Origin of the sequence: Faecalicatena contorta (genome assembly GCF_021531995.1) — a bacterium.
GTDB lineage: Bacteria > Bacillota > Clostridia > Lachnospirales > Lachnospiraceae > Dorea_A > Dorea_A contorta_A.
Window position 1 is genome coordinate 1 of sequence record NZ_JAFBIZ010000022.1, and the last position, 26,648, is coordinate 26,648.

The 26,648-nt window shown below is 42.9% G+C and carries 23 protein-coding genes; 5 read left to right on the forward strand and 18 right to left on the reverse strand.

Annotated elements, in window-relative coordinates; all coding sequences use genetic code 11:
* The first annotated feature begins 119 nt into the window (after positions 1 to 119).
* Complete coding sequence (locus tag JQM82_RS04675; protein WP_235248876.1) at positions 120 to 641, forward strand: helix-turn-helix domain-containing protein; 522 nt, start codon at positions 120 to 122, stop codon at positions 639 to 641.
* Between the two features lie 188 nt (positions 642 to 829).
* On the opposite strand, the gene guaA is transcribed toward JQM82_RS04675, so the two are convergent.
* The 18 genes from guaA to JQM82_RS04765 form a co-directional block, all read right to left on the reverse strand.
* Complete coding sequence (gene guaA / locus JQM82_RS04680) at positions 830 to 2,377, reverse strand: glutamine-hydrolyzing GMP synthase (protein WP_235248877.1); 1,548 nt, start codon at positions 2,375 to 2,377, stop codon at positions 830 to 832.
* A gap of 114 nt (positions 2,378 to 2,491) precedes the next feature.
* A complete protein-coding gene (locus tag JQM82_RS04685; protein ID WP_235248878.1) occupies positions 2,492 to 3,853 on the reverse strand; it encodes an MATE family efflux transporter in 1,362 nt (453 codons plus the stop codon).
* Positions 3,854 to 3,963: 110 nt separating this feature from the next.
* Complete coding sequence (locus JQM82_RS04690; RefSeq protein ID WP_235248879.1) at positions 3,964 to 4,194, reverse strand: HPr family phosphocarrier protein; 231 nt, start codon at positions 4,192 to 4,194, stop codon at positions 3,964 to 3,966.
* A 101-nt stretch (positions 4,195 to 4,295) separates the two neighbouring features.
* Positions 4,296 to 5,819 carry a response regulator gene (locus JQM82_RS04695; protein WP_235248880.1) on the reverse strand — a complete coding sequence of 508 codons (1,524 nt, stop codon included), beginning with the start codon at positions 5,817 to 5,819 and terminating at the stop codon, positions 4,296 to 4,298.
* Positions 5,804 to 7,585, reverse strand: coding sequence for a sensor histidine kinase (locus tag JQM82_RS04700; RefSeq protein WP_235248881.1), 1,782 nt, complete (start codon positions 7,583 to 7,585; stop codon positions 5,804 to 5,806). The genes JQM82_RS04695 and JQM82_RS04700 overlap by 16 nt, the downstream gene beginning before the upstream one ends.
* Positions 7,586 to 7,766: 181 nt before the next feature.
* Positions 7,767 to 8,342, reverse strand: a complete 576-nt coding sequence (locus JQM82_RS04705; RefSeq protein ID WP_235248882.1) for a MarR family winged helix-turn-helix transcriptional regulator — start codon at positions 8,340 to 8,342, stop codon at positions 7,767 to 7,769.
* A gap of 81 nt (positions 8,343 to 8,423) precedes the next feature.
* The gene (locus tag JQM82_RS04710; protein ID WP_235248883.1) at positions 8,424 to 9,530 is read right to left on the reverse strand and encodes an aldo/keto reductase; all 1,107 of its coding nucleotides are present in this window, start codon (positions 9,528 to 9,530) and stop codon (positions 8,424 to 8,426) included.
* Between the two features lie 35 nt (positions 9,531 to 9,565).
* Positions 9,566 to 10,903: an MATE family efflux transporter gene (locus tag JQM82_RS04715; RefSeq protein WP_235248884.1), complete on the reverse strand. Its 1,338-nt coding sequence runs from the start codon at positions 10,901 to 10,903 to the stop codon at positions 9,566 to 9,568.
* A 204-nt stretch (positions 10,904 to 11,107) separates the two neighbouring features.
* Positions 11,108 to 12,790, reverse strand: a complete 1,683-nt coding sequence (locus JQM82_RS04720) for a phospho-sugar mutase (protein WP_235248886.1) — start codon at positions 12,788 to 12,790, stop codon at positions 11,108 to 11,110.
* Between the two features lie 90 nt (positions 12,791 to 12,880).
* Positions 12,881 to 13,156: a sporulation transcriptional regulator SpoIIID gene (gene spoIIID, locus JQM82_RS04725; RefSeq protein WP_235248887.1), complete on the reverse strand. Its 276-nt coding sequence runs from the start codon at positions 13,154 to 13,156 to the stop codon at positions 12,881 to 12,883.
* Positions 13,157 to 13,233: 77 nt separating this feature from the next.
* A complete protein-coding gene (locus JQM82_RS04730; RefSeq protein ID WP_235248888.1) occupies positions 13,234 to 13,455 on the reverse strand; it encodes a hypothetical protein in 222 nt (73 codons plus the stop codon).
* A 496-nt stretch (positions 13,456 to 13,951) separates the two neighbouring features.
* Positions 13,952 to 15,040 (reverse strand): glycerol dehydrogenase, encoded by a 1,089-nt coding sequence (locus JQM82_RS04735; RefSeq protein WP_235248889.1) that lies wholly within the window; start codon positions 15,038 to 15,040, stop codon positions 13,952 to 13,954.
* A gap of 228 nt (positions 15,041 to 15,268) precedes the next feature.
* Positions 15,269 to 16,255: a Gfo/Idh/MocA family protein gene (locus tag JQM82_RS04740; protein WP_235248890.1), complete on the reverse strand. Its 987-nt coding sequence runs from the start codon at positions 16,253 to 16,255 to the stop codon at positions 15,269 to 15,271.
* Between the two features lie 46 nt (positions 16,256 to 16,301).
* Positions 16,302 to 17,663 carry a uracil-xanthine permease family protein gene (locus tag JQM82_RS04745; RefSeq protein WP_235248891.1) on the reverse strand — a complete coding sequence of 454 codons (1,362 nt, stop codon included), beginning with the start codon at positions 17,661 to 17,663 and terminating at the stop codon, positions 16,302 to 16,304.
* 103 nt (positions 17,664 to 17,766) lie between these two features.
* Positions 17,767 to 18,390, reverse strand: a complete 624-nt coding sequence (locus JQM82_RS04750; RefSeq protein WP_235248892.1) for a beta-galactosidase trimerization domain-containing protein — start codon at positions 18,388 to 18,390, stop codon at positions 17,767 to 17,769.
* 42 nt (positions 18,391 to 18,432) lie between these two features.
* Positions 18,433 to 19,323 carry a quinate/shikimate dehydrogenase gene (locus JQM82_RS04755; protein WP_334302959.1) on the reverse strand — a complete coding sequence of 297 codons (891 nt, stop codon included), beginning with the start codon at positions 19,321 to 19,323 and terminating at the stop codon, positions 18,433 to 18,435.
* 77 nt (positions 19,324 to 19,400) lie between these two features.
* A complete protein-coding gene (locus JQM82_RS04760; RefSeq protein WP_235248894.1) occupies positions 19,401 to 21,422 on the reverse strand; it encodes an FAD-dependent oxidoreductase in 2,022 nt (673 codons plus the stop codon).
* 137 nt (positions 21,423 to 21,559) lie between these two features.
* A complete protein-coding gene (locus JQM82_RS04765; RefSeq protein ID WP_235248895.1) occupies positions 21,560 to 22,447 on the reverse strand; it encodes a LysR family transcriptional regulator in 888 nt (295 codons plus the stop codon).
* Between the two features lie 244 nt (positions 22,448 to 22,691).
* Here JQM82_RS04765 and JQM82_RS04770 point away from each other — a divergent pair, with 244 nt between their 5' ends.
* From JQM82_RS04770 to JQM82_RS04785, 4 genes are read left to right on the forward strand one after another with little or no spacing between them, the layout of a single operon-like run.
* Positions 22,692 to 23,900: an MFS transporter gene (locus JQM82_RS04770; protein WP_235248896.1), complete on the forward strand. Its 1,209-nt coding sequence runs from the start codon at positions 22,692 to 22,694 to the stop codon at positions 23,898 to 23,900.
* Between the two features lie 45 nt (positions 23,901 to 23,945).
* Positions 23,946 to 24,707 carry a type I 3-dehydroquinate dehydratase gene (gene aroD / locus JQM82_RS04775; RefSeq protein WP_235248898.1) on the forward strand — a complete coding sequence of 254 codons (762 nt, stop codon included), beginning with the start codon at positions 23,946 to 23,948 and terminating at the stop codon, positions 24,705 to 24,707.
* Between the two features lie 26 nt (positions 24,708 to 24,733).
* Entirely contained in the window at positions 24,734 to 25,354 is a 621-nt protein-coding gene (locus JQM82_RS04780; protein ID WP_235248899.1) for a TRAP transporter small permease, read from the forward strand.
* Entirely contained in the window at positions 25,355 to 26,644 is a 1,290-nt protein-coding gene (locus JQM82_RS04785; protein ID WP_235248900.1) for a TRAP transporter large permease, read from the forward strand. It abuts the gene before it with no gap.
* The last annotated feature ends 4 nt before the right edge of the window (positions 26,645 to 26,648 follow it).

A 26,648-nucleotide genomic window follows, 5' to 3' on the forward strand; every position in this document is an offset into this window, starting at 1 on the left:
TCCATATGCTATACTGATTTAAACAAATATCGTTAATCACCAGTTCCTATTCACTGCACCACAGAAGGAACTTATATTCAAAAACGAATAAAAGATTTCAGGAAAAAGGAGAGATCCCTATGGCATTTGGAAAACGTATTAAATTTTTCAGAAACAGAAAAGGTATGAAGCAGAAGGAGCTTGGCGAACTTCTTGGATTCCTTGGAAAAACTTCGGATGTTCGTGTGGCGCAGTACGAGACGGAAGCCAGAACCCCAAAAGCTGATCTGGTCAAAGAGATGGCACAGATCTTCGGTGTAAGCACCAGAGCCATCAATGTCCCAAACATTGACTCCTATCTTGGTCTCATGCACACCCTCTTTGCACTGGAAGATATGTATGGAATCAAGATCGGAGAGATTGACGGAGAACTCTGCCTCCGACTTGACCGAGAGCACAAAGAATATCAGCATCTGTTCGAACCTTTTCATGCATGGCAGCAAATGGCGGCAAAACTGGAAGCCGGAGAAATCAGCCAAGAAGAATACGATAACTGGCGTTATAACTATCCGGAACTGGACACCTCCGAGATTCGGGCAAAGGTTCCGTCTCAGGAACTCTCTGACGAACTCATAAGGGCTCTGAAAAAAGAGAATCAATAAAGAAATGCAAAAAAAACCTTACTGACTGCTCTTTCCAATTTTGGAAACAGTTCATCAGTAAGGTTTTTATGTTATAGAAATATAATTTTATTCAACGGATATTGCAAAAAGTGTTGCCAATCCGTTGCCGAAAAATAACGGAATTTGCTTGGAACCCGCATAAATACTGGGTCTATTTTTGTAAAATCCTATTCAAACTCTATCGTTCCCGGCGGTTTACTGGTCAGGTCATAGAATACTCTATTCACGCCTTTTACTTCATTTATAATCCTGTTCATAACCTTATTCAATACCTCATACGGTATTTCTGCCGCCTCGGCTGTCATAAAGTCAATCGTTTTGACCGCTCTTAATGCCACCGCATAATCGTAAGTTCTGAAATCTCCCATAACTCCTACACTTCTCATATTTGTAAGTGCTGCGAAGTACTGGTTGATTTCTTTATCCAGACCCGCTTTTGCAATTTCCTCTCTATAGATCGCATCTGCATCCTGAACAATTTTAACTTTCTCAGCAGTAACTTCTCCGATGATACGGATACCAAGTCCCGGTCCCGGGAACGGCTGACGGAACACAAGTCTCTCCGGAATGCCAAGCTCCAGCCCTGCTTTTCTTACTTCGTCTTTGAACAGATCTCGAAGTGGCTCAATAATTTCTTTAAAATCCACATAATCCGGCAGTCCGCCTACGTTATGATGAGATTTGATCACCGCAGATTCTCCGCCCAGTCCACTTTCTACCACATCTGGATATATGGTTCCCTGTGCGAGAAAGTCTACTGCACCGATTTTCTTTGCTTCTTCTTCAAATATACGGATAAATTCTTCACCAATAATCTTACGTTTTGCCTCCGGCTCTGTTATGCCTGCAAGTTTATCATAATATCTCTGCTGTGCATTCACACGGATAAAGTTCAGATCGAACTGACCGCCTTCCCCAAATACACTTTCTACTTCATCGCCTTCATTTTTACGAAGAAGTCCGTGATCTACAAATACGCAAGTCAGTTGTTTTCCAATTGCTCTGGATAAAAGACCTGCTGCCACAGAAGAATCCACACCACCGGACAGAGCCAGGAGAACCCTTCCGTCTCCAACTTTCTCGCGGATTTCTTTGATTGTATTTTCAACAAAGGCATCCATCTTCCAATCACCAGCACATCCACATACGTTCAATACGAAGTTTGACAACATCGTCTTTCCTTCTTCAGTGTGGAGCACTTCCGGATGATACTGAATCGCATATAATCCTGCTTCTGCATTTTCTGCTGCCGCTACCGGGCAGTCTGCTGTATGTGCCGAGATCTCAAATCCCGGTGCCACTTCAGAGATATAATCGGTATGGCTCATCCAGCAAATAGTCTTTTCAGATACATTTGTAAATATTTTTGAACTCTTCTTATCTATCAGAACCTCTGTCTTACCATATTCGCTGACACTGGCTTTTTCTACCTTTCCTCCCAGTACATGCATCATAAGCTGCGCCCCATAACACAATCCCAGTACCGGAATTCCAAGTTCAAACAATTCTTTTTTGTATGTTGGAGAGTCTGCCTTATAACAGCTGTTCGGTCCTCCGGTCAGAATGATTCCCTTTGGATTCATCTCTTTGATCTTTTCAATGTCAGTTTTGTATGAATAGATCTCACAATATACATTGCATTCTCTGACACGTCTTGCTACCAGCTGATTGTACTGCCCGCCAAAATCAATGACAATTACTAATTCTCTTTTCACAAGAATTTCCTCCTGTATTCGTAATAATTGAATATATTATAAGATAGATAATCTTCTTTTACAAGCCTCTTCTTTGCATGCAGATTATATGTTTTTCCTGATTTTTCATATGCATCACACAATCGCCTGCTTTCTCCATTTCCCATGAAAGTACCTGATCAGGAAGCATACGGAACGGACTCCCCAGTCGATCACCATAGCGACCCAGATACCAAATACACCCATACCTGCATATTTTCCCAGTATATAGCTGAATCCGATCCTGAAGACCCACATAGAAATGCTGGTAATATACATACATGCTTTTGCATCTCCGCAGGCACGAAATGTTCCCGGCAGAATAAATGCAATCGGCCATATCAAAATTGCACTGAGTCCATGAAAATTAATAATATCTGCTGCTGCTTTCGCCGTCTGATCCGACAGATGATATGCTTTTAATATCAACGGAAGTGCAAGACTGATCACGCCAATTGTTACCGCAATACATACATATACGATTTTCAATAACTTTTTGTTATAATATTTTACCTGCTCATAATCTCCTGCCCCCACGCATCTGGAGATGACGGATGTAACCGCCAGTGATATCGCCATTCCAGGCAGGATCTGGAAGAGCGCCACTGCATTGGCAACCGCATTCGCGGCAATCGCATAAGTTCCAAATGTGGATACAAGACTCAACACGATAATCTTACCCAGCTGAAACATACTGTTTTCCAGGCTGTTTGGCACTCCGATACTTAAGATCTTTTTTACCAGTGACCAATTCAACCTGTAATGCAGCGTTTTTTCTATGTAAAGCAGAAGTTTTTGATCGCACAAAAGAGCCGTGATAATGATGGCTGCTGTCATCCTGGATACCAGGGTCGGTATCGCAACACCCTCAGTTCCACGGTGAAATCCGTAGATCAGGATCGCATTTCCGGCGACATTGATCACATTCATGATTATGGACACCTGCATCGTCACTTTGGAATTTCCCATAACACGAAAGATTGCCGCACCGCCGTTATACAGGGCCATGAATGGAATGGATGCCGCCACGATCATCAGGTAAATATTCGCATGATGCATAACGTCCGGCTCAATCTTTCCAAACACAACATGTAAGATAAAATATTTCCCCAGATAAACGAGGATTGTAATTATCACTGCACATATCGTAACAAACCAGACAAGCTGTGTAGCTGCCCGGCTGGCTTCCTGTGGCTTCTTCTGTCCCAGATATTGTCCGGCAACCACGGCTCCCCCTGTCGCCAGTGCAGCAAATGCATTGATCAGAAGTATCATGATCTGATCTACCAGTGAAACCCCTGATACCGCTGCTTCTCCGACACTCGCAATCATGATGGAATCTGCCATTCCCACAAGAACTGCCAGCAATTGTTCTATTACCAATGGAAGAATCAGCGAAAACAACGCACGGTTGTCAAATAAATATTCACTTTTGTCCACTCTTACATACTTTTTCATTTTTCTCTGTCTCAGCCTCCCTCTTGCGTATACCAATTCCTTATGATAAAAAACTCCCCGGCGCATTCTATTATACGCCGGGGAGTTTTGCGACACAAGAGGGGGCTTTCTTATGCTGCGACATATTTTTCGAGATCTTTCCAGAGATCCTTGCAATCATCATGATATACTTTCAGTTCAATCTCTCTTCCAAATCCAAGATTCATAAGCCCTAAAAAAGATTTTGCATCTACAAGATATTTTCCTCTTCTCATGTCCATGTTATATGGATACTTTTCTACTTTCCTAACGAAATCCAATACATCATCCGGGGTATGAAATATGATTGTTTTCTTACTCATGATCATCTCTCCTTTCTGAATGAGCTTATCTTAGCACAGTCTGCCTGACAGGAAAGGAGGAAATATTTGAAAAAGGTAGATTTTTTTATCTTTATTTTACTCTATCCGTTCTTTTTTCGATATTCCAGCGGAAGCATTCCCACTTCCTCTTTAAACACCTTACTCATATATTTGGGATCGGAATACCCTGCCATATCTGCAATCTGATTCAGTTTAAGCGAAGATTTCAGAAGCAGTTCTTTTACATGTTCGATACGGATTTTTCGAATCGTTTCTGTAAATGTGCTTCCTGTTTCCTTTTTAAACTGGCTGCTCAGATATTCTTCTGATATATGAAGTTTCTCCGATATCTCTTCCAGTGTAATCCCCTGATTATAATATTGCTTTGTGTACTGCAGTGCTTTCTGTATCAGGAGGCTTACCTCTTCTTTCTCAACGTTTTTTCTGATGAGTCCGTCAAAAAAATGATCCAGTTCGCCTTCAACATCTCTCCAGCTTGTAGCTTCTGCAATCACCTTCAGGAATTTCTGTGTCTGTAACTTTGCTTCTGAAGCTCCCATTTCTGCTGCCACATACGCAAGGTTAAATGCCAGCCGAGTCATCGTTTCTTTCATATCCTGCGGTGTGCAGGGGATCTCCCGACAATAATCTCTAAGCTTTCTCCATACATTTTTAAATGCTTTCTCATCCTTCGCATCCAGAGATTCTTTTGCCTGGGTTTCCAGATGGAGCGGATATTTCAACGGATATGTAGTCACTTCTTCTATTTTTTGTCTGCTTATCAAGACTTTTTTCCCAAGTATCAGATTCCACTCGAGCCTTTGCTCCGCTTCGGTCACGGCACTTCGCACGTTCAAAAGTCCCTGACATTCATTCCAGCTCATAACCAGTTTGCCGCTAATCTTACTGCAAAGCATCTGGGCTATCGTATTTTCAATATAAAGTCTTGTATTTTCCACATTTTCCAGATGATACAGGATCGTTATATACGCTCTTCTTTTCGGAAAATCTATCGAAAATGCCCGAAACCCCTTTCCGTGAATCCCCATTTCTTCCAGAACCATCTGCACATATTTATTATATTGTTCGTAGTTATCTCCCATCCCCACTCCAAAGATTGCGATCGGCGCATCTTCTGATAAGCCATATTTTTCTTTTAGAAGAGCCGCCAACTGTTCATCATCTTCCAGCTGTCCGGTAATGGCGTTCAGAAATACATGTTCCAGACTAAGCAGATGATCTTTACTCTGATCCTTTGCAACAGAATCCGCAATCTCTTTTAATACGTGTTTAAGCTCCGGTACCTTAATCGGTTTTAGAAGATAATTATCGATTCCCAGTTCTATTGCACGCTTTGCATAATTAAAATCCGAATAGGCGCTTAAGATTACTGCCCGGCAGTCAATCTTTTCTTCCCGGATATGTGCAAGCATCGTCAGACCGTCCATATCCGGCATACGAATATCTAAGATGATCAGATCCGGTCTTTTCGTTTTTACAAGTTCCAGCCCCTCTCTTCCATTCCTGGCTTTCCCGACAAGTTCATAACCCGGATCGAGTTTTCCCAGAATATTACCGAGTCCTTCCCTGATCGGCGCCTCATCTTCCACTACTGCAATCCGCATACGGTTCCCCCTTTCCCGTTCCTATCCGGCTCTGCTTCTACACGTTCCGTTTCTTTCACATCATGTTCATCCGTTCGAATACTTGGAATAAAAAGATGTACATAAGTTCCCCTTCCAGGCTTGCTGTCAAAATACAAAGCTGCCTGATCTCCATAGTAAAGTGCCAGTCTTTTTCTCACATTCATGATTCCAAGATGTTCGGAAGTATAGACAGAGTCTTTCTCCAATTGTACTCCGTTCAGCCTTTGAAGTTCATTTTCCTCTATTATTTTCCCATTATTCCACACGATAATATGAACCTGCTCTCCAATCTCACGCATGGTGATTCCGAGCATCGGCTCATTCGTATCCCGCAGTCCGTGTTTTAATGCATTCTCAACAAATGGCTGTATCAAAAGTTTATGAATCCGATAGCCATATAATTCCTGCGGGATCTGCATCTCTACAGTCAATTCCCGGTCAAGCTTTGCCTTTTGAAGGAAAATGTAATATTCCAGAAAATACACTTCCTGTTCAATGGAAGTCTCTGCCCCCGCATTTTTCACCGTATATCGCAGGATATCAGCAAGTGCTCCCAACATTTCACTGATCTCAAACTGACCTTCTTCAATTGCTTTCCAGTTAATTGTATCCAGAGTATTATACAGAAAATGCGGATCTATCTGCGCTTCCAATGCAGATAGTTCAGCGTTTTTCTGCTCTACTACCGCTTCTTTCACCTGACCGATCAGACCGTCCAGATTTTTTACCATTTCATTGAATCCAGAAGTAATCTGCCAAAGTTCCGCAGGCATATTTTCCTTCTCCGGAATATGCACTCTGAGATTTCCTTTTTCCACTTCTTTCATCGCCTGATCCAAAATCTCCAGCTGTTTGACAATCGGTCGAATCAGATAATAGGAAGAAAGATTCAATAACAGCATACTTCCCGCAACAATCAATATCCACAATAAAATCTGTTCCTTTATCGTCTGCTTATAGAGCTCCAACGAATGTGCAGCCCGAATCATAAATCCACTTGTCTCATTTAATTTATGTGCATATCGATATTCATTCTTATGAGATTCTGTATACTTCTTTCCCAGTTCGTTTGCTTCTGAAGAAATCAGTATCCGATCATTACTGATAATCCGGATTTTTGAATTCTCTCCCGATTCGATCGCCGGGAACAGTACTGACACTTCCATACTGAATACAACCGTTCCAATAGACTGATCACTGTTATGATAATCCACGATATTTCGTATGATCTGGAACACATATACCCGTTCATTATTTTCCTCAATCAGATTCCCGGAACTCTTGTAGATTACCGTCTTTTCATTTTCCGGCACCTGTATCTGATCTGCCCATGTGGTTGTTTCAGAAGAGTCCGACAAGCGATCGTAAAAAATAGTCTGCCCCGTATCCGTAAGAATTGTGATTCCCACGATCCCAATATTGCGGTTACTTATATGGCTCATTTCCTGACAGATTCTTTCACTGTTACTTTCCAGTGTATCCGGGTTCTGATTGATCTGTTTTACACCATCAATCAATTCATCATCCGAACAAAAATCATACAATAGCGTATCATATTTATCTAAAATCATATCCAAACTTTGATCCGCCTGATTCAAATGAAACTCGATCTGCTGATCAATGTTATCACTGAGTGTTTTATTCAATCGATACAAAAATATAACGGCAAACACGAGTATTGGAACACAGGTAGATATTACAAATACCGGTATCAGAAGCCGCCTGATCGTCCTATTCCTCTTCATCCATTCGTCCTCCATCACGCTTGCTATCTTACGTCCATTATATCACAGTTACCACGCATTCTGAATCTATACTCTTTCTTTCAACCTGCTTTTCCTATCAATTTATTAAATATTTCAATTTTACATACAAAACGGGCGTTCCTTCTGTTGGAACGCCCGTCAGTCTATACACTGTATTCTTCTATTTCATATTTCCCGAATGCGAATGCCAGGAATGGATGAGCTTTTTCAACAACCCTTTCAATTGTTCTTTTTCTTCATCACTCAACGCATCAAACAATTGTTCTTCTCCCATGCGAGGATCCTGCTCTTTAACAGCCGCTTTCCCTGCTTCTGTCAGATAAAGAACGCTCTTACGTCTGTCTTCTTCATCCTTTCTGCGGATAATCAGACCCTTTTGTTCCAGTTTCATCAGTATCTCACTCAAAGACCCCGGCTGAATTCTGAGCATATCCTGCAATTCTTTCTGGCTGATCTGATCTGTTTTGTTCAGAAGACTTAAGATTCCTCCCTGTCCTCCGCCTCTTTGGCCTTTGTGATAAAGGAAATGTCCACAGGCACGCATCAGTGATTCCAGATTATCCTCATCAACAGCATCTCCATGTGGATGATGGCCTCTGTGCCCTTCATGACCACTGTATATGTTTTCGTTTTCTTCTGTCCCCTGCAGGGCTCTTCTTCCTCTCGGGCACTTCAAATCCGTAATCGGACAATGATTTGGACACTGGTTACAATATTCTTTATTATCTATCGTCATAATAACTCCTCCTTTTTATTTGGTACCTAAATAATATTGCAAATTATACTTTTTGTCAAGGTACCAAAATTATTTTTTTCATTATAACGCATAGATTTCCTTTAATCGTTCCATAATTGGGAGGTGCTGCGTACACTGGCGTTCACATTTGCCACAGGCTATACATGTTCCGGATATCTTCTTCTCGATATCCCAGTGATTCTCCAGTCTTTCTGCAATCTCCTCTTCTTTTCCTGTCAGGATCTTCTGATTATATGCATCCATAAACTTCGGAATCTCGATTCCCTGCGGGCATCCTTTGCAATATCCGCACCCTGTACACAGGTTATTAAGTGCCTTTCCTTTTTGGTTATACCTTTCAGCAACTGCTTCCGCCGGTTCCTCCGCCAGTCCTTCTACCGCTTTTACTGCATCATCGATTTGTTCCTTTGTCGTACATCCTGCCAGTGTAACTGTGATCTCTCTGTGAGACGCTACAAACCGAAGTGCCGCCTGAGCAACTGTCAGGTCTGTTCCTTCTGTCAGATAGGAAAATGCCTCCGGATTCTGCGGAATCAGACCTCCGCCAAGTGGGTTCATGACTACCACTCCCATTCCGTTTTCATACGCTTTTCGTATTCCGCTTTGCCGGAATTGATAATTCAGCGCATTATAACCGATCAGCATTCCCTTGAACTTCCCTGTCTCTACAACATTTTCGATATCATTGCCCTGCATATGCGAAGAAAATACAATATTTCGGATAAGGCCTTCGGCTTTTGCTTCCTCAAAAAATCCATATAATGCTTCCATATGCTTTTCCCAGGACTCCAGATTCAACATGCACCACATATGATAAAAATCTATGTAATCCGTTTTCAACCGATCCAGCGATAACTCGAGACGTCTCCGAAAAGTGTCCCGATCCGGCGTCTCCGTCTCCAATGTATTGAAATTCGTCTTCGATGTTACATAGACCTTCTTTCGATCTACCTGAGACAATGCGATTCCCGTCACAATCTCACTCTTATCATCACAGTAAAACGGAGCCGTGTCCCAGTAATTGATCCCTTTTTCAAACGCATACAGCGGAATCTCCGCACACTTTTCCAGTCGCCCCGCCTTAATATCTTCCTCATCATAACGCATGGTTCCAAGTCCGATTGCGGATACCTTCATATCTGTATCGCCATATTGCTTATAATACATTCTTTCGCCCTCCTGATTAAAACAGTATCTAAACTTTACCTATCCTTACGCCCAACCATATTCACACAGGCAAAACACATCGGCACAATATAAAAACATGCCGTCACCCATGCGGCCTGATCTGCAAAACAGATTGCCGTATATCCATAATATCCTACAAAGCACAGACTTACAATACTCCTTGCAAACATTTCTGTAACCCCGGAAAAAATTGCTCTTCCGGAAAAGCCCAACCCCTGTGTACTCATACGGCACACATTCAGGAATCCCAGACTCCAGAAGAAAAATCCCATACAACGCAGATATTTTGCCGCCGCATTCAACACTTCCGTTGCTTCTGATCCAACAAAAATCGTGGAAAGTACCCTTCCGAAAAAGATCATAATCACACCTGCAATGATTCCATACCCTACTGCAATCATAAGTCCTTCACGGATTCCCTTTCGGATCCTCTGAACCATTCCAGCTCCAAGATTCTGTCCACAGAACACTGATACTGCGGATCCGATCGCGTCAAACGGACACATCAAAAACTGCTTGATCCTCATACCTGCAGTAAAACCAGATACACAGATACTTCCAAGTCCATTGTTCGCAGATTGCATGACCATACTTCCGACTGCCGTAATCGAAAACTGAAGTCCCATAGGCACACCCATGACAAACAGATTTTTTGCCACATACGCTTTCATCCCACAACTTTGCCTTGTCGGTCTGAGGATCACTGCCTTTTTCCAGATGTATATCGTACACATTATCCCACTCAATCCTTGAGCGGTAATCGTTGCAATTGCAGCTCCTGCACATCCCCATCTCAGTACCGTAATACAGAAAACATCCAGACCGATATTCAATATCGTTGAAATTGCCAGAAAGATAAAAGGTGTACGACTGTCTCCAACTGATCGTAAGATGCTGGACATGAGATTATAAAGGATCGTAAATGGTATCCCCAGAAATATCACAAGCTGATACAGATATGCATCATGGTATATCTCCTTCGGAACCGAAAGAATATGTAAGATCTCCGGAGTCAGGAACACACAGGAAGCAGTCATAACCACTGCCACCAAAGCCGCCAATATCATTGCATGGAAAATATATTCCCGCATTGATTCCAGCTTTCCCGCACCAAACTCTTTTGCAATCGGCACTCCAAATCCAGTGCATGTCCCAATACAGAATCCAAGCACAAGAAACTGGACACTGCTGGTTGATCCCACTGCTGCCAGGGCATTGGCACCAAGCACTCTTCCTACAATCGCTGAGTCAATAATATTATACGTCTGCTGAAGCAGATTTCCGATCAAAAGAGGGACTGCGAACTGAAGGATCAGGCGAACTGGTCTGCCCTCTGTCATATTCTTTGTCACAATATTCACCTGCCATACTCATATTTCACGAAGAATATTATAGCACAGATGCAAAAATACTACAAAAAATTAATTGATGTTCCATATGATCCATATGAAGGTGTTTTCTCTAGCGGCATGCCATAAAACTCTCCCGCTCACACGGAATGATGAAAAAAACCGCCGCAGATTTTTCTGCGACGGGATTTCATTTCACTTTTTTCATTATGCCAGAATCGGCTTTAAAGCCTCAGCAAGTTTGTCTTTCTGAGCCTTAGCCTCAGCAACATCTTTACCAAGTGTTGTGAAGTATGTCTTAATCTTCGGCTCTGTACCGGACGGACGAACAACAACTGTTGCACCACCTTCAAGAGCGTATACCAGAACGTTTGCTGCCGGAAGACCTGTCTCTTCTGTCTTCAGGTAATCAACAGCCTTAATAACCTTGTAGCCACCGATCTCTGTCGGCTGGTTGTCACGGAGACTCTGCATGATGGAAGCCATCTTATCCATACCTGTAAGACCCGGGAACTCGAAGCTGTCAACAATGTTCAGATAACGGCCGTACTGGGCATAGATTTCTTCCAAGCGCTGTTTGATGGAGCTGCCAATGCTTCTGTAGTAAGCAGCCATCTCACAGATCAGCATGGAGCCGATAACAGCATCTTTATCACGCACATACGGACCAGCAAGGTAACCGTAGCTTTCCTCGAAACCGAAGATGAAACGGTCAACTTCGCCTGCAGCCTCAAGATTTGCAATCTGGTCACCGATCCACTTGAAGCCTGTCAGTACGTTTCTCATCTCAACACCGTAGTGAGCTGCTACTGCATCTGCAAGCGGTGTGGATACAATGGACTTTACCGCTACCGGGTTAGCCGGCATTGTCCCTTTTTCGATTCGGCCTGCGCAGATGTAATCTAAAAGCAGAACGCCCATTTCATTACCATTTACAAGTTCATATGTACCATCCGGGCATTTCATTGCGATACCAACACGGTCAGCATCCGGGTCAGTCGCCAGCATAAGATCAGCACCTGTCTCTTCAGCCAGCTTAAGACCTAATTCAAGCGCAGCATAGATCTCCGGGTTCGGATAGCTGCACGTTGTAAAGTAACCGTTCGGATACTCCTGCTCCGGAACGATAGTAATATCTGTGATTCCCATATCATCCAGAACTTTTGTTACCGGAACGAGACCAGCACCGTTTAACGGGCTGTAAACCAGTTTAAGACCGGATGTCTTAGCCAGTCCCGGACGAACCTGACGAGACTCAATCGCATCATAAAGGGCTTTCTTACAGTCATCGCCAACGAAACGGATCAGTCCCTGCTCAACGCCTTCTGCAAATGGGATATATTTTGCACCCGTGAGAACGTCTGTCTTCTGGATCTCAGCATAAACGATTGCTGCAGCATCATCCGTCATCTGGCATCCATCCGGACCATAAGCTTTGTAACCATTGTACTTAGCCGGGTTGTGGGAAGCAGTAACCATGATACCTGCGTTACAATTGTAGTAACGTGTAGCAAATGACAGTGCCGGAACCGGCATCAGCGCATCATAGATTCTTACCTTAATTCCATTGGCAGCAAGAACACCTGCTGCTGTCTTAGCGAATACGTCACTCTTCAGACGGCTGTCATAGCTGATTGCAACAGTCTGTGTACCGCCCTGAGTCTTAACCCAGTTAGCCAGGCCCTGTGTAGCCTGACGAACAACGTGAATGTTCATACGGTTTGTACCTGCGCCGAGAACACCTCGAAGTCCTGCTGTACCAAACTTTAATGAAACCGCAAAACGCTCTTTGATTTCTTCATCATTATTCTCAATTTTTACCAGCTCCGGTTTTAAATCACAATCCTCAAGATCAGCCGCAAGCCAGCGTTTATATTCTTCCTGATACATGTTCGACACCCCCATAATATTATTGCCTATGTAAAATTTCTTAACTATAATATATCGTTTTCGAGTGGGGATGTCAACTTAAAGCAATCATTACATCTCGTTTTTACGATACGCCTGAAGCCTCTGCTCATACTTTTCCTTCGTAGCCAGTCCGCCCCGAATATGACGCTCCGCCTTATTGATATCCAGCACCACGCGGGCCTGTGCGGCAAGCGTCGGATTGATGTGGATCAGACGGTCTGTTACATCTTTATGTATGGTACTTTTACTCACCCCGAATTTTTTCGCAGCCTGCCTCACAGTCGCTTTATGTTCAATGATATAATATGCAATTTCTACTGCCCGTTCCTCAATATAATCTTTCATCAAAAACCCCTGCATTCATTGTTTTTACAATGTATGCAGGGGATAGATATCATTATGCGGTATTTTTTTCTTAGACATTAGTATTTTACTGATTTCTTTCGATTCGTTTTAGCACAAAGTCTCTTGGCCTCATCTGCAGTCAAACGACTGTTTACTAAAAACTTCATCATCTGTCTGATACCACTTTCCATTTTAATCGTATCTTTAATTATTTGCAGCAAATCATACGGCAACACATAGTATTTACACTCATTCCCTTGTTCATCTAAATGTATTTTCTTACTGCGTTTTGATTTCAACCATACTCCATACTATAATCTAGTGCAGAAAAAAGCAGGTTTCTGACCATCTGACCTTTGTAGTACAAGATGGGGATCTCGTTTCTTTTTTTGTTCTTACCAAATCATATAAGTAAAGTTTTCCATTCTCATCAATGATTACATTTACTTTTTCTTTCTGCTCAAATATATACATATAGCCTTTCCTCTAGTTCATCTTGAAGTCAAATTCGCAAAATCTCACAAGTCTAGCACCGACTTTATTCCGTAAACGATTAATTAAATGCAGACAATGAACCAGAACTGTTTTCTTTGATTGAAATATATCGTACCAGTGATTCCAATATAAAGGAACGAATATCATCGTATTTTCACAAACTATCTGAGCTCAATCAAAATTAATACCATATGCAGTATTACACTTTATTCTTCTATAATGATGATGGGCGAGAGGCTTGAATATTAGCCTTTCGCCCTTTAGTTACTGAAATATACTTCTGTCACCTTCACGGGAACTCTATTTTACTGCTCTTCCAAGTGAATCGGCTGTAACAATTGCATCATATAACTGCTCTGGTGTTACATCCGCTACCATATTGTGGATAGATTCACCTTCAACACAGGATTTCTCCGCAATAATCTTAATTTCATCTTCTGTGGTAACTCCGATTTCCGCTAATGTTACCGGCAGTCCTACTTCTATACAAAAATCTTGAACTTCTTTAAATTCCTCTTTTGAAGCGCCTTCCAGTACCAATTGCACGAGCGTACCAAACGCAACACAATTTCCATGAGGTGCACTATGACCTCCGAGTGCTGTCAAGCCATTATAAAATGAATGTGCAACAGCGAGACCACCATTATCGGCACCCACACCGGATAAATATACATTAGCTTCAATAATCGCATCTAGTGCTGGAGTAACTACATTGTGTTCACATGCATGTTTTGCAGCTGCCCCATACTCTTTCAAAGTCTCATAACAGAGTTTGCATAAGGCCATGGCAGATCTTGTGATACCACCAAACTCCAGACTCGGTGCGTCTGTTCTCTCACACGCTCTGGCTTCAAAATATGTACCAAGAGCATCCCCCATTCCAGCTACCAGAAATTTTACCGGTGCTTTTGCAATAATATCACTGTCTACAATAACAGCTTCCGGGTTCTTCGGGTAGAACAGATAACTGTTAAAAGTCTCATCATCATTATAAATAACAGAAAGCCCCGTACAAGGTGCATCTGTTGCAACAACAGTAGGGATAATCACAACCGGAAGCTTTTCATAATATGCGGTAGCCTTGGCAGTATCAATTGCAGAACCTCCTCCAACGCCGACAACAACATTCAGCCTATTATCCCTTACTATTTTTCTCATCTTCTCAATTTCGCCTGTACTGGAGATTCCTCCAAAAATTTCGTAATGACGAACGTCATCAGTCCCTTCAAAACTTTTTTCAATTTTATCATGGCACATCTTGTGTCCGCTTCTGGAACAGATAAACAACCATTTGTCGCCCAAATCTTTCATCTCATCATAAAATTTAAAAAGGGCATCTCTTCCCTGCACATATTTCTGTGGTGCACGCATCATTCTAAGTCTTGCCATAACAATTGCCTCCATTTCGCTTGTTAATTAATTGACATTTTTATTATAGCCCTACACATTCAAAATTCAAGAAGAATATTAGATGAAAAAAATGGCATTTTCCCATTTCTTTTGTATGTTTTTCAAGCAATAAATAAACTACCTTTAAAACCCCTGCATTCATTGTTTTTTCAATGAATGCAGGGGAAGATAGCAATATGCGACAACTATATTTTCAATTTTATAAAGTTACAGAAGCCCAATTGCTTCCTCAAATGGATACCGTACCCCCCATTCTTCTCGAAGGGCATCCATCTGTTCCATAATCTTTATGGTCTCACTATGCGGCATTTCTTCACATTCCAGTTGTCCTGACTCTAATGCACGCATGCAGGCCTCCACTTCATACTCATATCCGGTAATCTGCTTTGGCACTTCTATGGAACGAACCAATTCTCTGTCTTTGGTAAATACTTCAATCTGGTCAATGTTATTGATATTATGAGCAATCAGATATCCTTTCGTGCCATAGATAATACCATACTGTTCCGTTGCAGCCATCATCCCCGCATGCAGCGTTGCGAGGCGTCCGTCCTTGTAAGTAAAAATCATTGCATCTTCTGCGTCCATTCCAGACTCCATTTTTACGCAAGTTGAGGTGACTTTCTCGATATCATTTCCGAAAAACATGCTTGCAAAATTAATCGGATATACCCCCAAATCCAGAAGTGCACCGCCGGCAAGTTCTGGTTTGATCAGGCGCTCTACACCAGGCAGCTCATAACCCAGATTCGCACTTAACATCTGAAGTTCTCCAAGTTCTCCGCTTTCCAAAATCTCTGAAATGATCTTTCGGGACGGCATATAACGGGTCCAGATTGCCTCTGTGACGAATACCTGTTTTTCTTTTGCATATTCAAGAAGCTCTTTTGCCTGATTTGCATTTGCAGTGAAAGCTTTCTCACACAATACAGGCTTACCATAAGAAATACATAGTTTGGCATGTTCCAGATGGTGAGAATGCGGGGTCGCAACATAGACAAGATCCACCTGATCATCAGCCAGCATCTCCTCATAAGAACCATAAGCTTTTTCTACGTGCTCATCCCTTGCGAATTTCTGTGCCTTTTGCAAATCGCGCGAAGCAACCGCATATGCATTCGCTCCTTCCATCTCATTTAAAGTAAGTGCCATCTTACGGGCAATACCACCTGCTCCCAAGATTCCAACATTCATTTTTCATTCCTCTTTTCTATACATCCTGCTATATCTGGATTTTTATTTACATTCTGTTGCCTGATTCTATTTCCATATCTTTTGGCAGCACCCAACTCAAAACAAGTGCAATTATGAATACACCGGCAACCATATTAGATCCGAAAATATCCCCGATGATTGTCGGCAATCCCGAGAAAAAGCCCTCTACCTGTGTTACGCCTACTCCTACACACAAAGAGGTGGCAACAATAATCATATTTCTGTGATTAAAGCCAACTTTTGCGATCATCTCGAATCCGGCAACAACGATAGATCCAAACATAATAACGGTGCATCCGCCGAGCACACAATCCGGCAGGGTCGATAAAAATGCACCGATCGGCGGGAACAAGCCTCCAAGAATCAACAGCAGCGCACCAAACATAATCGTAAAGCGATTGACCACTTTTGTCATTTTCAAAAGACCGACATTCTGGCTGAATGACGTAATTGGAGATACGCCGAAAACACCTCCGGCAATCGCTGACATAAACCCGTCCACAGCCAGAGATCCGCTGATTTCCTCATCGGTAATATCTCTTTCAAGAGCACCTGTACAGGCAGCAGTAGTATCTCCGATCGTTTCCACTGCAGATACTAAAAAGACGATAACGAGTGAGATAATAATACCGATGTTAAACTTCGGTGCATAAGCAAATAATGAAGGAAATGCAAACACTCCGAGTTGTGAAATTGTGGTACCCATTGCTGAAAAATCTACCATTCCAAAACAAATAGCAACCATATATCCAACGATCAGACCAAATAATACATTCAGCTGCTTCAGCACACCTTTGGCTAACACATGAAATGTCAGACAGGCAATCAATGTAATGGTTCCAACCAGAAGATTTTGCCATGCCCCGATTTCATATTTTGCAGAACTGGCATAAGACGAGACGCCTACATTCAAAATACTAAGACCAATAGACGTAACTACACAGCCGGCAACGATAGGCTGAATCAGTTTTCTCCAGTATTTTGCAGTAAGACCCAGGACTCCCTCCAGACATCCGCCAACAATAATGCCACCGATCATATATCCATAATCCTGGGAAGCCGATGCAAGACATGCAGCCAGAAAGGTAAAGCTTAACCCCATAACAATCGGAAGTCCGGATCCTACTTTCCAGATAGGATATAGCTGAATCAATGTACCAATCCCTGCTACAAGCATGCAATTCTGAATCAATTGTGCCGTCTCTGTCTGCGTAAATGCCTGTCCATTATATACCGCAACACCCGCAATAATAATTAGCGGAGTCACATTGGCTACAAACATTGCTAATACATGCTGAAAGCCAAATGGAATTGCTTTTGCAACAGGAACTCGCCCCTCCAATCGGTAAATGTTACTGACACTTGCCGCACTCTTTTCTTTTGCCATTTTTATTCTCCTCTTTTATTATGATTGCAGACAACCGCCTGCTTAAGCAAAGTATAACATCTACCTATACACAATTCAATCTAAGTATCCTACTTTTATATTCTTACTCCACAGTCTCTATTCTGCTTTCATACGGCCCTAATACACCATCTTTATAAGTAACTTTTTCTGCGGTATGATTCATGACAATTCGAATCTTCTTATCTCCGCAGCCACGATAGCAGATTTCCACACCATCTTCGCTTGGTTCAACAGCAATCTGATTCTCTTTCATAATCCGGCTCATAATCACGTTCAGTGTACTTTCATCCAGACCACATCCCACATAGTAAACCATTCCTTTACCCTGAGGTTTCCTTGTAATTGCTGCAAACTCCTTATAAAAGGTATCCCCGTATGAATATAATACCTCTGCATCTGTAACCTCCAGCATATCTCGGAAGATACCACCTTCTCCCTGAAGACCACTGCAAATTCCTGTCCCTACTAACGGGAATTCCTGTCCCTCCTGAAGACTCTCTGTCTCTACTACCGTAACGCCTGTAAAAGAACTGTAACGAACAGGAATCACCTCTCCAAACGTTAAATTATTGTGCACATCCTTTACAGCACTGCGATAAGTCATTACTAATGTGCCGCCTGCTTTTACAAAATCCTGCGCTTTCTTTGTAAATTCCGGTTTTTCAATAATCATCTGCGGTATGATCACAATTTTATACTGAGACAAATCTGTATCTTCCCAGTCTCACTTTATGGAGGGACGATTGTATTAAATTCCTAATTTCTCTTTCATGTACTCTACATCGGTAGATTTTCCGGTATAGAGTTCAATAGCAATCAATGCCTGGAAGAGCATCATGCTCATTCCGTTATATACTTTTGTGCAGCCGGCTTCTTTTGCCTGCTTCATCATAACCGTCTCGCGCGGAGCGTATACCGTATCTGTTACAATCAGATCCGGACGGAAGAAAGAGGAATCCGGAATGTTTGAGAGATCTTCCAGCGGATGCATTCCCACGCCTGTCGCGTCACAGAAGATATCCGCTTCCTGCATTTTTTCTTTCAAAAGCTCCAGATCGGCAAGATCGTTCATCGTTGCCTTACATGCTGTGTTATTGTTGATTATTTCAACAATTTCTTCTCCTCGGGCGTAGAATTTATCTTTGATATTAAAAATATGTAACTCTGCAATTCCATCCAGTGCTCCTCGAACAGCAATGGCGGTAGCAGCTCCACCCGTTCCGATCAGAACCATCTTCATTCCTTTAAAGTCAATTCCTTCTTCTTTGACTCCCTGCCAGTATCCCATACCATCGGTATTATATCCTTTTAATCTTCCTGTAACCTGTCCATTCTCGTCGCGCATATTCACAACAGTGTTGATGGCTCCGCAAAGCTTTGCTGCTTCATCTACTTCTTCCAGGTACTTGTGAACCACTGTCTTATTCGGCATGGAGATATTCGATCCAAGCATCTTTAATGCACGGATACTGTTGACCGCTGCCTCCAGTGAATCATTATCCACCTCAAATGCAAGCTGAATCACGTCATCCCCATTTTTATCATATGCAAGATTATGCGTTGTCGGTGACTGTGTGTGACGGATCGGATAAGCCATCAATCCCACTAATTCTGTATGTCCTGTAATATTTGGCATTATGATTACCTCTTTTCTTTTCTATCAATTCTATTATTATCTATGTTATTACCTGTTGTTTGTCCGTGTTTCTGATCCCGTTATTTTATCTCATCCAGGTCTAATACCCCTTTGGATTCCAATACATTCAGAATCGCGCGTCCATCCATGGTTCCTTCCATGATACGGCGGGCACGAACGGAATCTCCAATCGTGTATACATAAGTATCTGTATCGGCAAATGCTTCCTCCAGTTCCGGAAGAATTGGATTATTAGCTCTCATTCCAAGACAGTTGAATCCAAGATCAAACGTAAGCTCTTTGATCTCTCCTTCTGGTGTTTTCACGACGAATGCATTCTCTTTTACTTCCTGAAGCGCCGTATTCACATACTCTTTCACACCATATTTGTCATGCGTTTCACGCATGGAACACTTTGTGATCGGATCTGCGATCATACCGATCTGTGGAAGCATATCAACGATGCAGCACTCAGCTCCCCGCGGTGCAAAATATTCAATCACATCAAGACCTACGGATCCTCCACCCATAACAACAACTTTCTTTCCTTTGCAGAAGTCATCCGGATATTTGCCGGCATTCAGGTTGTTGATCATATCAAATATGGTTGCAACATTTCCTGCTGCAATATTCTCTCTTAATCCAGGAATCGGTGGCACCAGCGGTACAGAACCAGTCGCATTCACAACGATATCCGGCTTGAAATTCCTGATTTTCTCAATGGTAGCTTCTGTATTTAAGAACATATACAGGTTCGGCAGTTTCTCCGCACGTTTTTCCAGATATCTCGGGAAATCTTTCATACGTGTCTTACTCGGAAGATCAGAGATAAATGTGGACAATCCACCAACATGATCCTGCTTTTCCAGTACGAAGACATTACATCCGACTTCGGCTGCGGTACATGCTGCTTCCATGCCGGCAGTACCGGCTCCTACAACTACAACGTTACAATTTTTCTTTACTTTTAATTTCTTATAGATATCCCCCTCCGGAACCGCAGGATTGACCGTACAGCGAATCGGACGATTTACACCGATACGGTTTCCCGCACATCCGACGTTACAGGAGATACATTTACGTATCATCTCATCTTCGCCTTTTTGTACCTTTACAACCCAGTCCGGATCTGCGATCAGTCCGCGGCCCATGCCAACCATATCTACATCACCGCTTTCCAGTACTTTTTCAACCACCTTGGGATCACGGTAGTTACCTGCATTGATCACCGGCTTGCCGAACTTTTCTTTTACTGCTCTCGCCTGATAAGAACGCCATCCATCCGGCAGATAGTTCGAATCAATCTGATACTGGAGAGAAGGATTCAATCCACATGACACATCATACATGTCTACAAACTCATCCAGATACTGAAGGTATTCCAGTGTATCTTCAAGCGTATTTCCACCCGGAACACGTTCCTCTGCAGAGATACGGACAATGATCGGGAACCATGGTCCAACCTGTCTGCGAACTTCTTCTAATACCATCCGTGGAAAACGCAGTCGATTCTCCACAGAGCCTCCAAATTCATCTGTTCTCTTATTATAATACGGAGAGATAAACTGACTCATCAGATATGAATGTCCACAATGAATCTCAACAGCGTCAAAACCGATCGCCTGTACTCTCTTTGCAGCTTCCCCGTATTTTTTTACAGTTGTAAAAATTTCTTCTTTGGTCATCGGACGCGGGATCTCTCCTCCGACTTTCGTCGGAATATTGGAGGAAGACACCGTTTCCATTCCGGTTCTTGCAGAAGAAGCAGATGCTCCTGCATGGTTAATCTGAATCGCAACAGTCGCGCCATTCTTATGAAGGTTCTCGACCAGCTGATAATAGCGAGGCATAAAGCTGTCATGGTCGATACGAATCTGGCTCGTACCATTAGAACCCACGGGATACTCTACGTTGGCATTCTCCAGAATGATCAGGCCAACTCCGCCTTTTGCACGCAATGAATAATAATTCATATGACGATTACTCATCTCACCGCTTGTCTCTCCATAGTTCGTTCCCATCGGGGTCATCGCAACACGGTTACGGATCGTCATTCTTTTTACTGTTAAAGGTTCAAAGATCTTGGGATAATTTGTTTTCATGAATCCTTCTCCTTATCAAATTCTCGTGTAAGGCATCTCTTCTGTTTGTGACGATTTCATTATAATCCCGATAACCAATAACGTAAAATACATTTTAAATCATTTTTTGATACTCTGAAGCTATCATTCCGCAATAACTAGAATATTCGTGAATCTGACTTTTGCTTCATATATGTAATGAATCTTTCCACTGCCGGAAGCTGATATCGGTCTTTCATCCAGAACATAAACGTACGATGCATCAGTTCGATATCATCCAGCTTATGGATATTAACTCGTTTCTCATCAATTTCTCGGATTCCGGGAACAAGTGCGATTCCAAAATCTTCACTCACCAGTGCCGCGATCGAATGCTCATCCGGACATTCCACCACGATATTCGGGCGAATAGAAAGCCTTCGATACAGCTGGCTGGTATAATTTCCAAGCCATGACTCCCTGTCATATCCGATTATCGGATAATGGCTGATCTCCTGGATTGAAATTGCCTCCTGTCCTTCCAACTCATGTCCTTTCGGTGTGATGACTACCATTTCTTCTGATAGGACAGGAAAGAATTCAAACTCCTCCCGTTCCATATAGCCGCCAAATCCAACATCCAATTCCCCGGACTTTACTTTTTTGGCAATTGCACTGGTGTGATTCTGGAAGAAGTTAAAGGTTACATTCTTATTTTCTTCCTGATTCAGAAAATTTCTTACATTATGAGGAATGTAATGACTCGCCAATGGGAACACATATCCGATATCAATCTTCCCTCCGTCACTCGCCATCTCCTTCATCTTACTCCTGGCAATCTCACACTCATTGATGATGCGGTCTGCATATTCCAAAAACAGCTTCCCTCCTTTTGTGAGGTTCACTCCCCTCCCATTCTTCTCGAACAGCAAAATTCCAAGTTCACTCTCTAAAGAAGCAATGGATCGGCTCAGGGACGGCTGAGACAGATAAAGTTCCTCCGCTGCTTTTCGATAATTCTCATATCTTGCAACCGTCTGAAAATAGTAAAGCTGATTGAGTGTCATACGTTCCTCCTTTTTAGTAATATCCTTCCGTATCCGATAATCTTTACATTTTAAATTATAACATTTCAATAGCCTGAATGCATCAATTTTCGCATAGATAAGTATTGGAAATTCCGAACAGACATTGATAAAATAAAGACATACAAATCGTTAGTTTTTTAACGATTGAAGGCAGCATTTCTGATGTTTGTGACAGAATATTAAGAAAAGCAAAAACAAACAAAGACAAAAGGAGAACTATAAAATGAACAAAAAATATCTTCCAAGTGCACTCATCATGTACTTAAACTATTTTATCCACGGTGTTGGATGTTCTGTCCTTGGACAGGCTGTTATCAAAGATGCTCTTGCTGCAAGCTGGGGTGTAGAAGCAATGGCAATCACAGCAATCTCTGCTGCACTTGGTCTTGGACGACTGATCGCCCTTCCATTTGCCGGTCCGCTTTCTGACAAATTAGGCCGACGCATCTCCTGTGTCATCGGAGGCGCATCTTATGCAATCTACTTAATTGGTCTTGCTATGGCATTTAATGCCGGAGCAAACGGTGGTTACCAGATTGCATATATCTGTGCCGTTCTTGGAGGTATTGCCAACTCCTTCCTTGACACCGGTATCTATCCGGGTGTTGCAGAAGTATTCTATGCTGCTCCGGGTGTTGCTACGATGGGAATCAAGTTCTTTATTGCCATCTCTCAGATGCTGCTTCCGTTCGTACTTGGTGTTACTGTAACGACTGCCGCTTCCGGTCTGGTCTCTTACAACCCACTTTTCATCGGATGTGGCGTATGCTACATCGTGCTTGCAGTTCTGATTCTCTTTGCTCCGCTTCCGGATTCTGATGCAAAAAAAGAGAAAAAAGAAGGGTTGCTTGAAAGTCTGAAAAAAACGCACTTTTCCATTGAATCTATCGCTATGATTCTGATCGGATTCACATGTACAGGTACTTTCCAGTTATGGCTGAACTGTGCACAGAACTTTGCGAAAGAAGTGGTTGGATGGGCAGATCCTTCCATCATGCAGACCTACTACTCCATGGGAACTCTGCTTGCATTGATCGTAACTGCATTCCTGACTCGTAAGATCAAGGACGTTCGTTTTATCGCTGCTTATCCTGCAATCTGTCTTGCTGCTTTGCTCCTCGTTCTTATGGGAAAATCACAGACACTTTGCATCGCAGGTGCATTCATCATCGGATGGGCCGGAGCCGGCGGACTGCTTCAGATCGCAACCTCTGTATGTAACATGCTCTTTCCAAAGATCAAAGGAACGGTTACCGCACTGGTTATGATTGCCTCCTCCCTTTGCAACTACACAATTTTAACAGCTGCTTCCAAAATGACTCCGTCCGGCGTTATGACCATGAATATTGTGCTTACTGCAATCGGCGTGCTTCTTGGAGTATTCGTAAATCTCCGTTATGCTAAAATGGTTGAACTTGCATCCGCGGAATAACCTGTTATATAATTTACCATTATAAAGGAAAGGATAATATATATTATGAATACAGTTCGTGTTAGAGATATTGAAATTGGTGCAGGTGTCCCAAAGATCTGTGTACCGATCGTAGGTGTCACCAAAGAAGACATTATTGCAGAAGCAAAGACATTTCATGAGATCCCTGTCGATGTTGTAGAATGGCGTGTCGACTGGTTCGAAGGAGTATTTGACTTCGATCAGGTGCTTGATGTGCTGAAAGACCTGAGAGAAGCCCTGGGCAATACCCCCCTCCTCATGACCTTCCGCACCTCAAAAGAAGGCGGTGAAAAGGCCATCGAAGATGCTGCTTATGCAGAGCTGAACATCAAAGCCGCTCAGTCCGGATATGTAGATCTGGTAGATGTAGAAGTATTTACCGGCGACGAGATCGTAAAAGAAATCATTGAAGGCGCACACGCTGCAGGTGTAAAAGTCGTTGCTTCCAACCATGATTTCTTCAAAACTCCTGCAAAAGAAGATATTGTAAATCGCCTTAGAAAAATGCAGGATCTGGGAGCCGATATCCCAAAAATCGCAGTAATGCCACAGAATAAAAAAGATGTTCTTACTCTGCTTGCTGCAACCGAAGAAATGGTATCCGAATATGCAGACAGACCGATCATTACCATGTCTATGGCAGGCACTGGCGTCATCAGCCGTCTCTGTGGAGAAGTGTTTGGTTCCGCTCTGACATTTGGTGCTGCAAAGAAAGCATCCGCTCCGGGACAGATGGGTGTCAATGACCTGAACACCGTCCTGCAATTACTTCATAACGCATTATAAACACTGAATCAGACAAGGAGGCAGACATGAAAAAAGCAATTCACTGGCTGGATGAAAATCTGGAAGAATGTATTCTCGTGCTCCTTCTGATCGGTATGACACTGATCATGGGCATTCAGGTACTCTCCCGATATGCCCTTGGTATGTCATTATCATGGTCAGAAGAGCTTACACGTTATCTGTTCATATGGTGCGGTTTCATCAGCGTCAGCTACTGCAGCAAAAAATGTCTATCCATTAAAATCGAACAGTTTGTTGCACTGTTTCCCCGCCGCACAAGGGCACTCTTCAAGGTAGTCAATCATACATTTGAACTCATATTCTTCCTTTATATGATTCCTTATGCCTGTTCTTACATGATGTCTGCCGTAACCAGCGGGCAGGTTTCCCCTGCCTGCTCCATCCCGATGTATTATATACAGGCGGCGCCTTTTGTATCATTTATCCTGGTTGCTGTTCGCATCCTGCAGCGCTGGATCATCGAGTTCCGTATTGCCAGAGGAGAGGATGTATATGATCCTGCCCACCCGGAACGCAACACTCCGGAATCATTTATTCAGGCCAATGCAGATACCGATTCTACAGCAGATACAGGCATCGACAACCGTATCCGCAACATCAAAGACTCAGGTAAGGAGGTCCCGTAAATGCCAGCCGCATTATTATTTATCATCTTTGTAATCGGACTGATCATTGCAATTCCCGTATCCATTACGCTGGGAATTACATCTGTTCTTCCGTCCATCTGCGACCCTTCTTTTACGGTCGGCGCAAAATACTTAATCCGTGCAATGTTCGGAGGTCTGGATTCTTTTCCGCTTCTGGCTGTTCCGATGTTTGTTCTGTCCGGTATCATCATGGCAAAGGGCGGCATCTCACGGAAACTCTTTGACATATTTTCTTATTTTCTCGGCAATCTGACGGCCGGAATGCCCTGTGCTGTCATCGTTACCTGTCTGTTTTACGGCGCAATCTCCGGATCTGCTCCGGCTACCGTTGCTGCCGTCGGAAGTATGACAATTCCGATCCTGACCGGACTCGGCTATGATCTTACTTTTACCACAGCTACCGTTGCAGTTGCCGGAGGCCTGGGTGTCATCATTCCTCCCAGCATTCCATTTATCATGTACGGAATGGCTTCCGGAGCTTCCGTAAGTGATCTGTTTCTGGCAGGCATCATTCCCGGACTTATGATCGGCGGGCTCCTTATGTTCTATGCCATCTGGTACTGCAGACGCAACGGAGAAGATAAAGAAAAGATACACGCTGAAGTGCAGCATCTACACGACAAGGGACTGTTTCGGGTAGTGAAAGAAAGCTTTTTTGCAATCTTAAGCCCGGTGATCATTCTCGGATGTATCTACAGCGGAGTGGCATCTCCGACAGAAGCTGCTGTTATCTCTGTATTTTACGCTTTATTAATCAGTCTGTTCGTATACAAGAGCATTCACCTAAAAGACATCTGGGGAATCTTAAGAGAGGCAGTCAAAACTTTTACACCAATCCTTTTCATCCTTGCAACCTCGACTGCATTTTCTAGAGTTCTGACACTGATGCAGGTTCCACAGACCGTGAGTGAATTCATCAGCGGCCACTTCCAGAGTCCTGTTCTGATACTTCTGGTGATCAACCTGTTCCTGCTGATTGTAGGTATGGTAATGGACACTACTCCTGCTATCCTGATCCTGACGCCGATCCTGCTGCCGATTGTAACAAGTCTTGGTATGGATCCGGTTCAGTTTGGTGTAATCATGGTAGTCAATCTCGCCATCGGATTTGTAACTCCTCCGATCGGAGTCAATCTGTTTGTCGCCAGTTCCTTAACCGACGTTCCGGTTATGACGATCGCCAAAAAGGCGATGCCGATGATTGTATATTTCTTGATTGCACTGCTGCTGATCACATTTATCCCGGCTCTTTCGCTGGCACTGTTATAGGAGG

Coding starts and splice junctions, on each gene's coding strand:
- JQM82_RS04675 (WP_235248876.1), top strand. CDS start 120: ATGGCATTTGGAAAACGTATTAAATTTTTCAGAAACAGAAAAGGTATG.
- JQM82_RS04765 (WP_235248895.1), bottom strand. CDS start 22,447: ATGACACTCAATCAGCTTTACTATTTTCAGACGGTTGCAAGATATGAG.
- JQM82_RS04740 (WP_235248890.1), bottom strand. CDS start 16,255: ATGAATGTTGGAATCTTGGGAGCAGGTGGTATTGCCCGTAAGATGGCA.
- JQM82_RS04760 (WP_235248894.1), bottom strand. CDS start 21,422: ATGAAAACAAATTATCCCAAGATCTTTGAACCTTTAACAGTAAAAAGA.
- JQM82_RS04785 (WP_235248900.1), top strand. CDS start 25,355: ATGCCAGCCGCATTATTATTTATCATCTTTGTAATCGGACTGATCATT.
- spoIIID (WP_235248887.1), bottom strand. CDS start 13,156: ATGAAAGATTATATTGAGGAACGGGCAGTAGAAATTGCATATTATATC.
- JQM82_RS04690 (WP_235248879.1), bottom strand. CDS start 4,194: ATGAGTAAGAAAACAATCATATTTCATACCCCGGATGATGTATTGGAT.
- JQM82_RS04685 (WP_235248878.1), bottom strand. CDS start 3,853: ATGAAAAAGTATGTAAGAGTGGACAAAAGTGAATATTTATTTGACAAC.
- JQM82_RS04705 (WP_235248882.1), bottom strand. CDS start 8,342: ATGACGATAGATAATAAAGAATATTGTAACCAGTGTCCAAATCATTGT.
- JQM82_RS04710 (WP_235248883.1), bottom strand. CDS start 9,530: ATGTATTATAAGCAATATGGCGATACAGATATGAAGGTATCCGCAATC.
- JQM82_RS04770 (WP_235248896.1), top strand. CDS start 22,692: ATGAACAAAAAATATCTTCCAAGTGCACTCATCATGTACTTAAACTAT.
- JQM82_RS04720 (WP_235248886.1), bottom strand. CDS start 12,790: ATGTATCAGGAAGAATATAAACGCTGGCTTGCGGCTGATCTTGAGGAT.
- JQM82_RS04735 (WP_235248889.1), bottom strand. CDS start 15,040: ATGGCAAGACTTAGAATGATGCGTGCACCACAGAAATATGTGCAGGGA.
- JQM82_RS04780 (WP_235248899.1), top strand. CDS start 24,734: ATGAAAAAAGCAATTCACTGGCTGGATGAAAATCTGGAAGAATGTATT.
- aroD (WP_235248898.1), top strand. CDS start 23,946: ATGAATACAGTTCGTGTTAGAGATATTGAAATTGGTGCAGGTGTCCCA.
- JQM82_RS04700 (WP_235248881.1), bottom strand. CDS start 7,585: ATGAAGAGGAATAGGACGATCAGGCGGCTTCTGATACCGGTATTTGTA.
- JQM82_RS04695 (WP_235248880.1), bottom strand. CDS start 5,819: ATGCGGATTGCAGTAGTGGAAGATGAGGCGCCGATCAGGGAAGGACTC.
- JQM82_RS04745 (WP_235248891.1), bottom strand. CDS start 17,663: ATGGCAAAAGAAAAGAGTGCGGCAAGTGTCAGTAACATTTACCGATTG.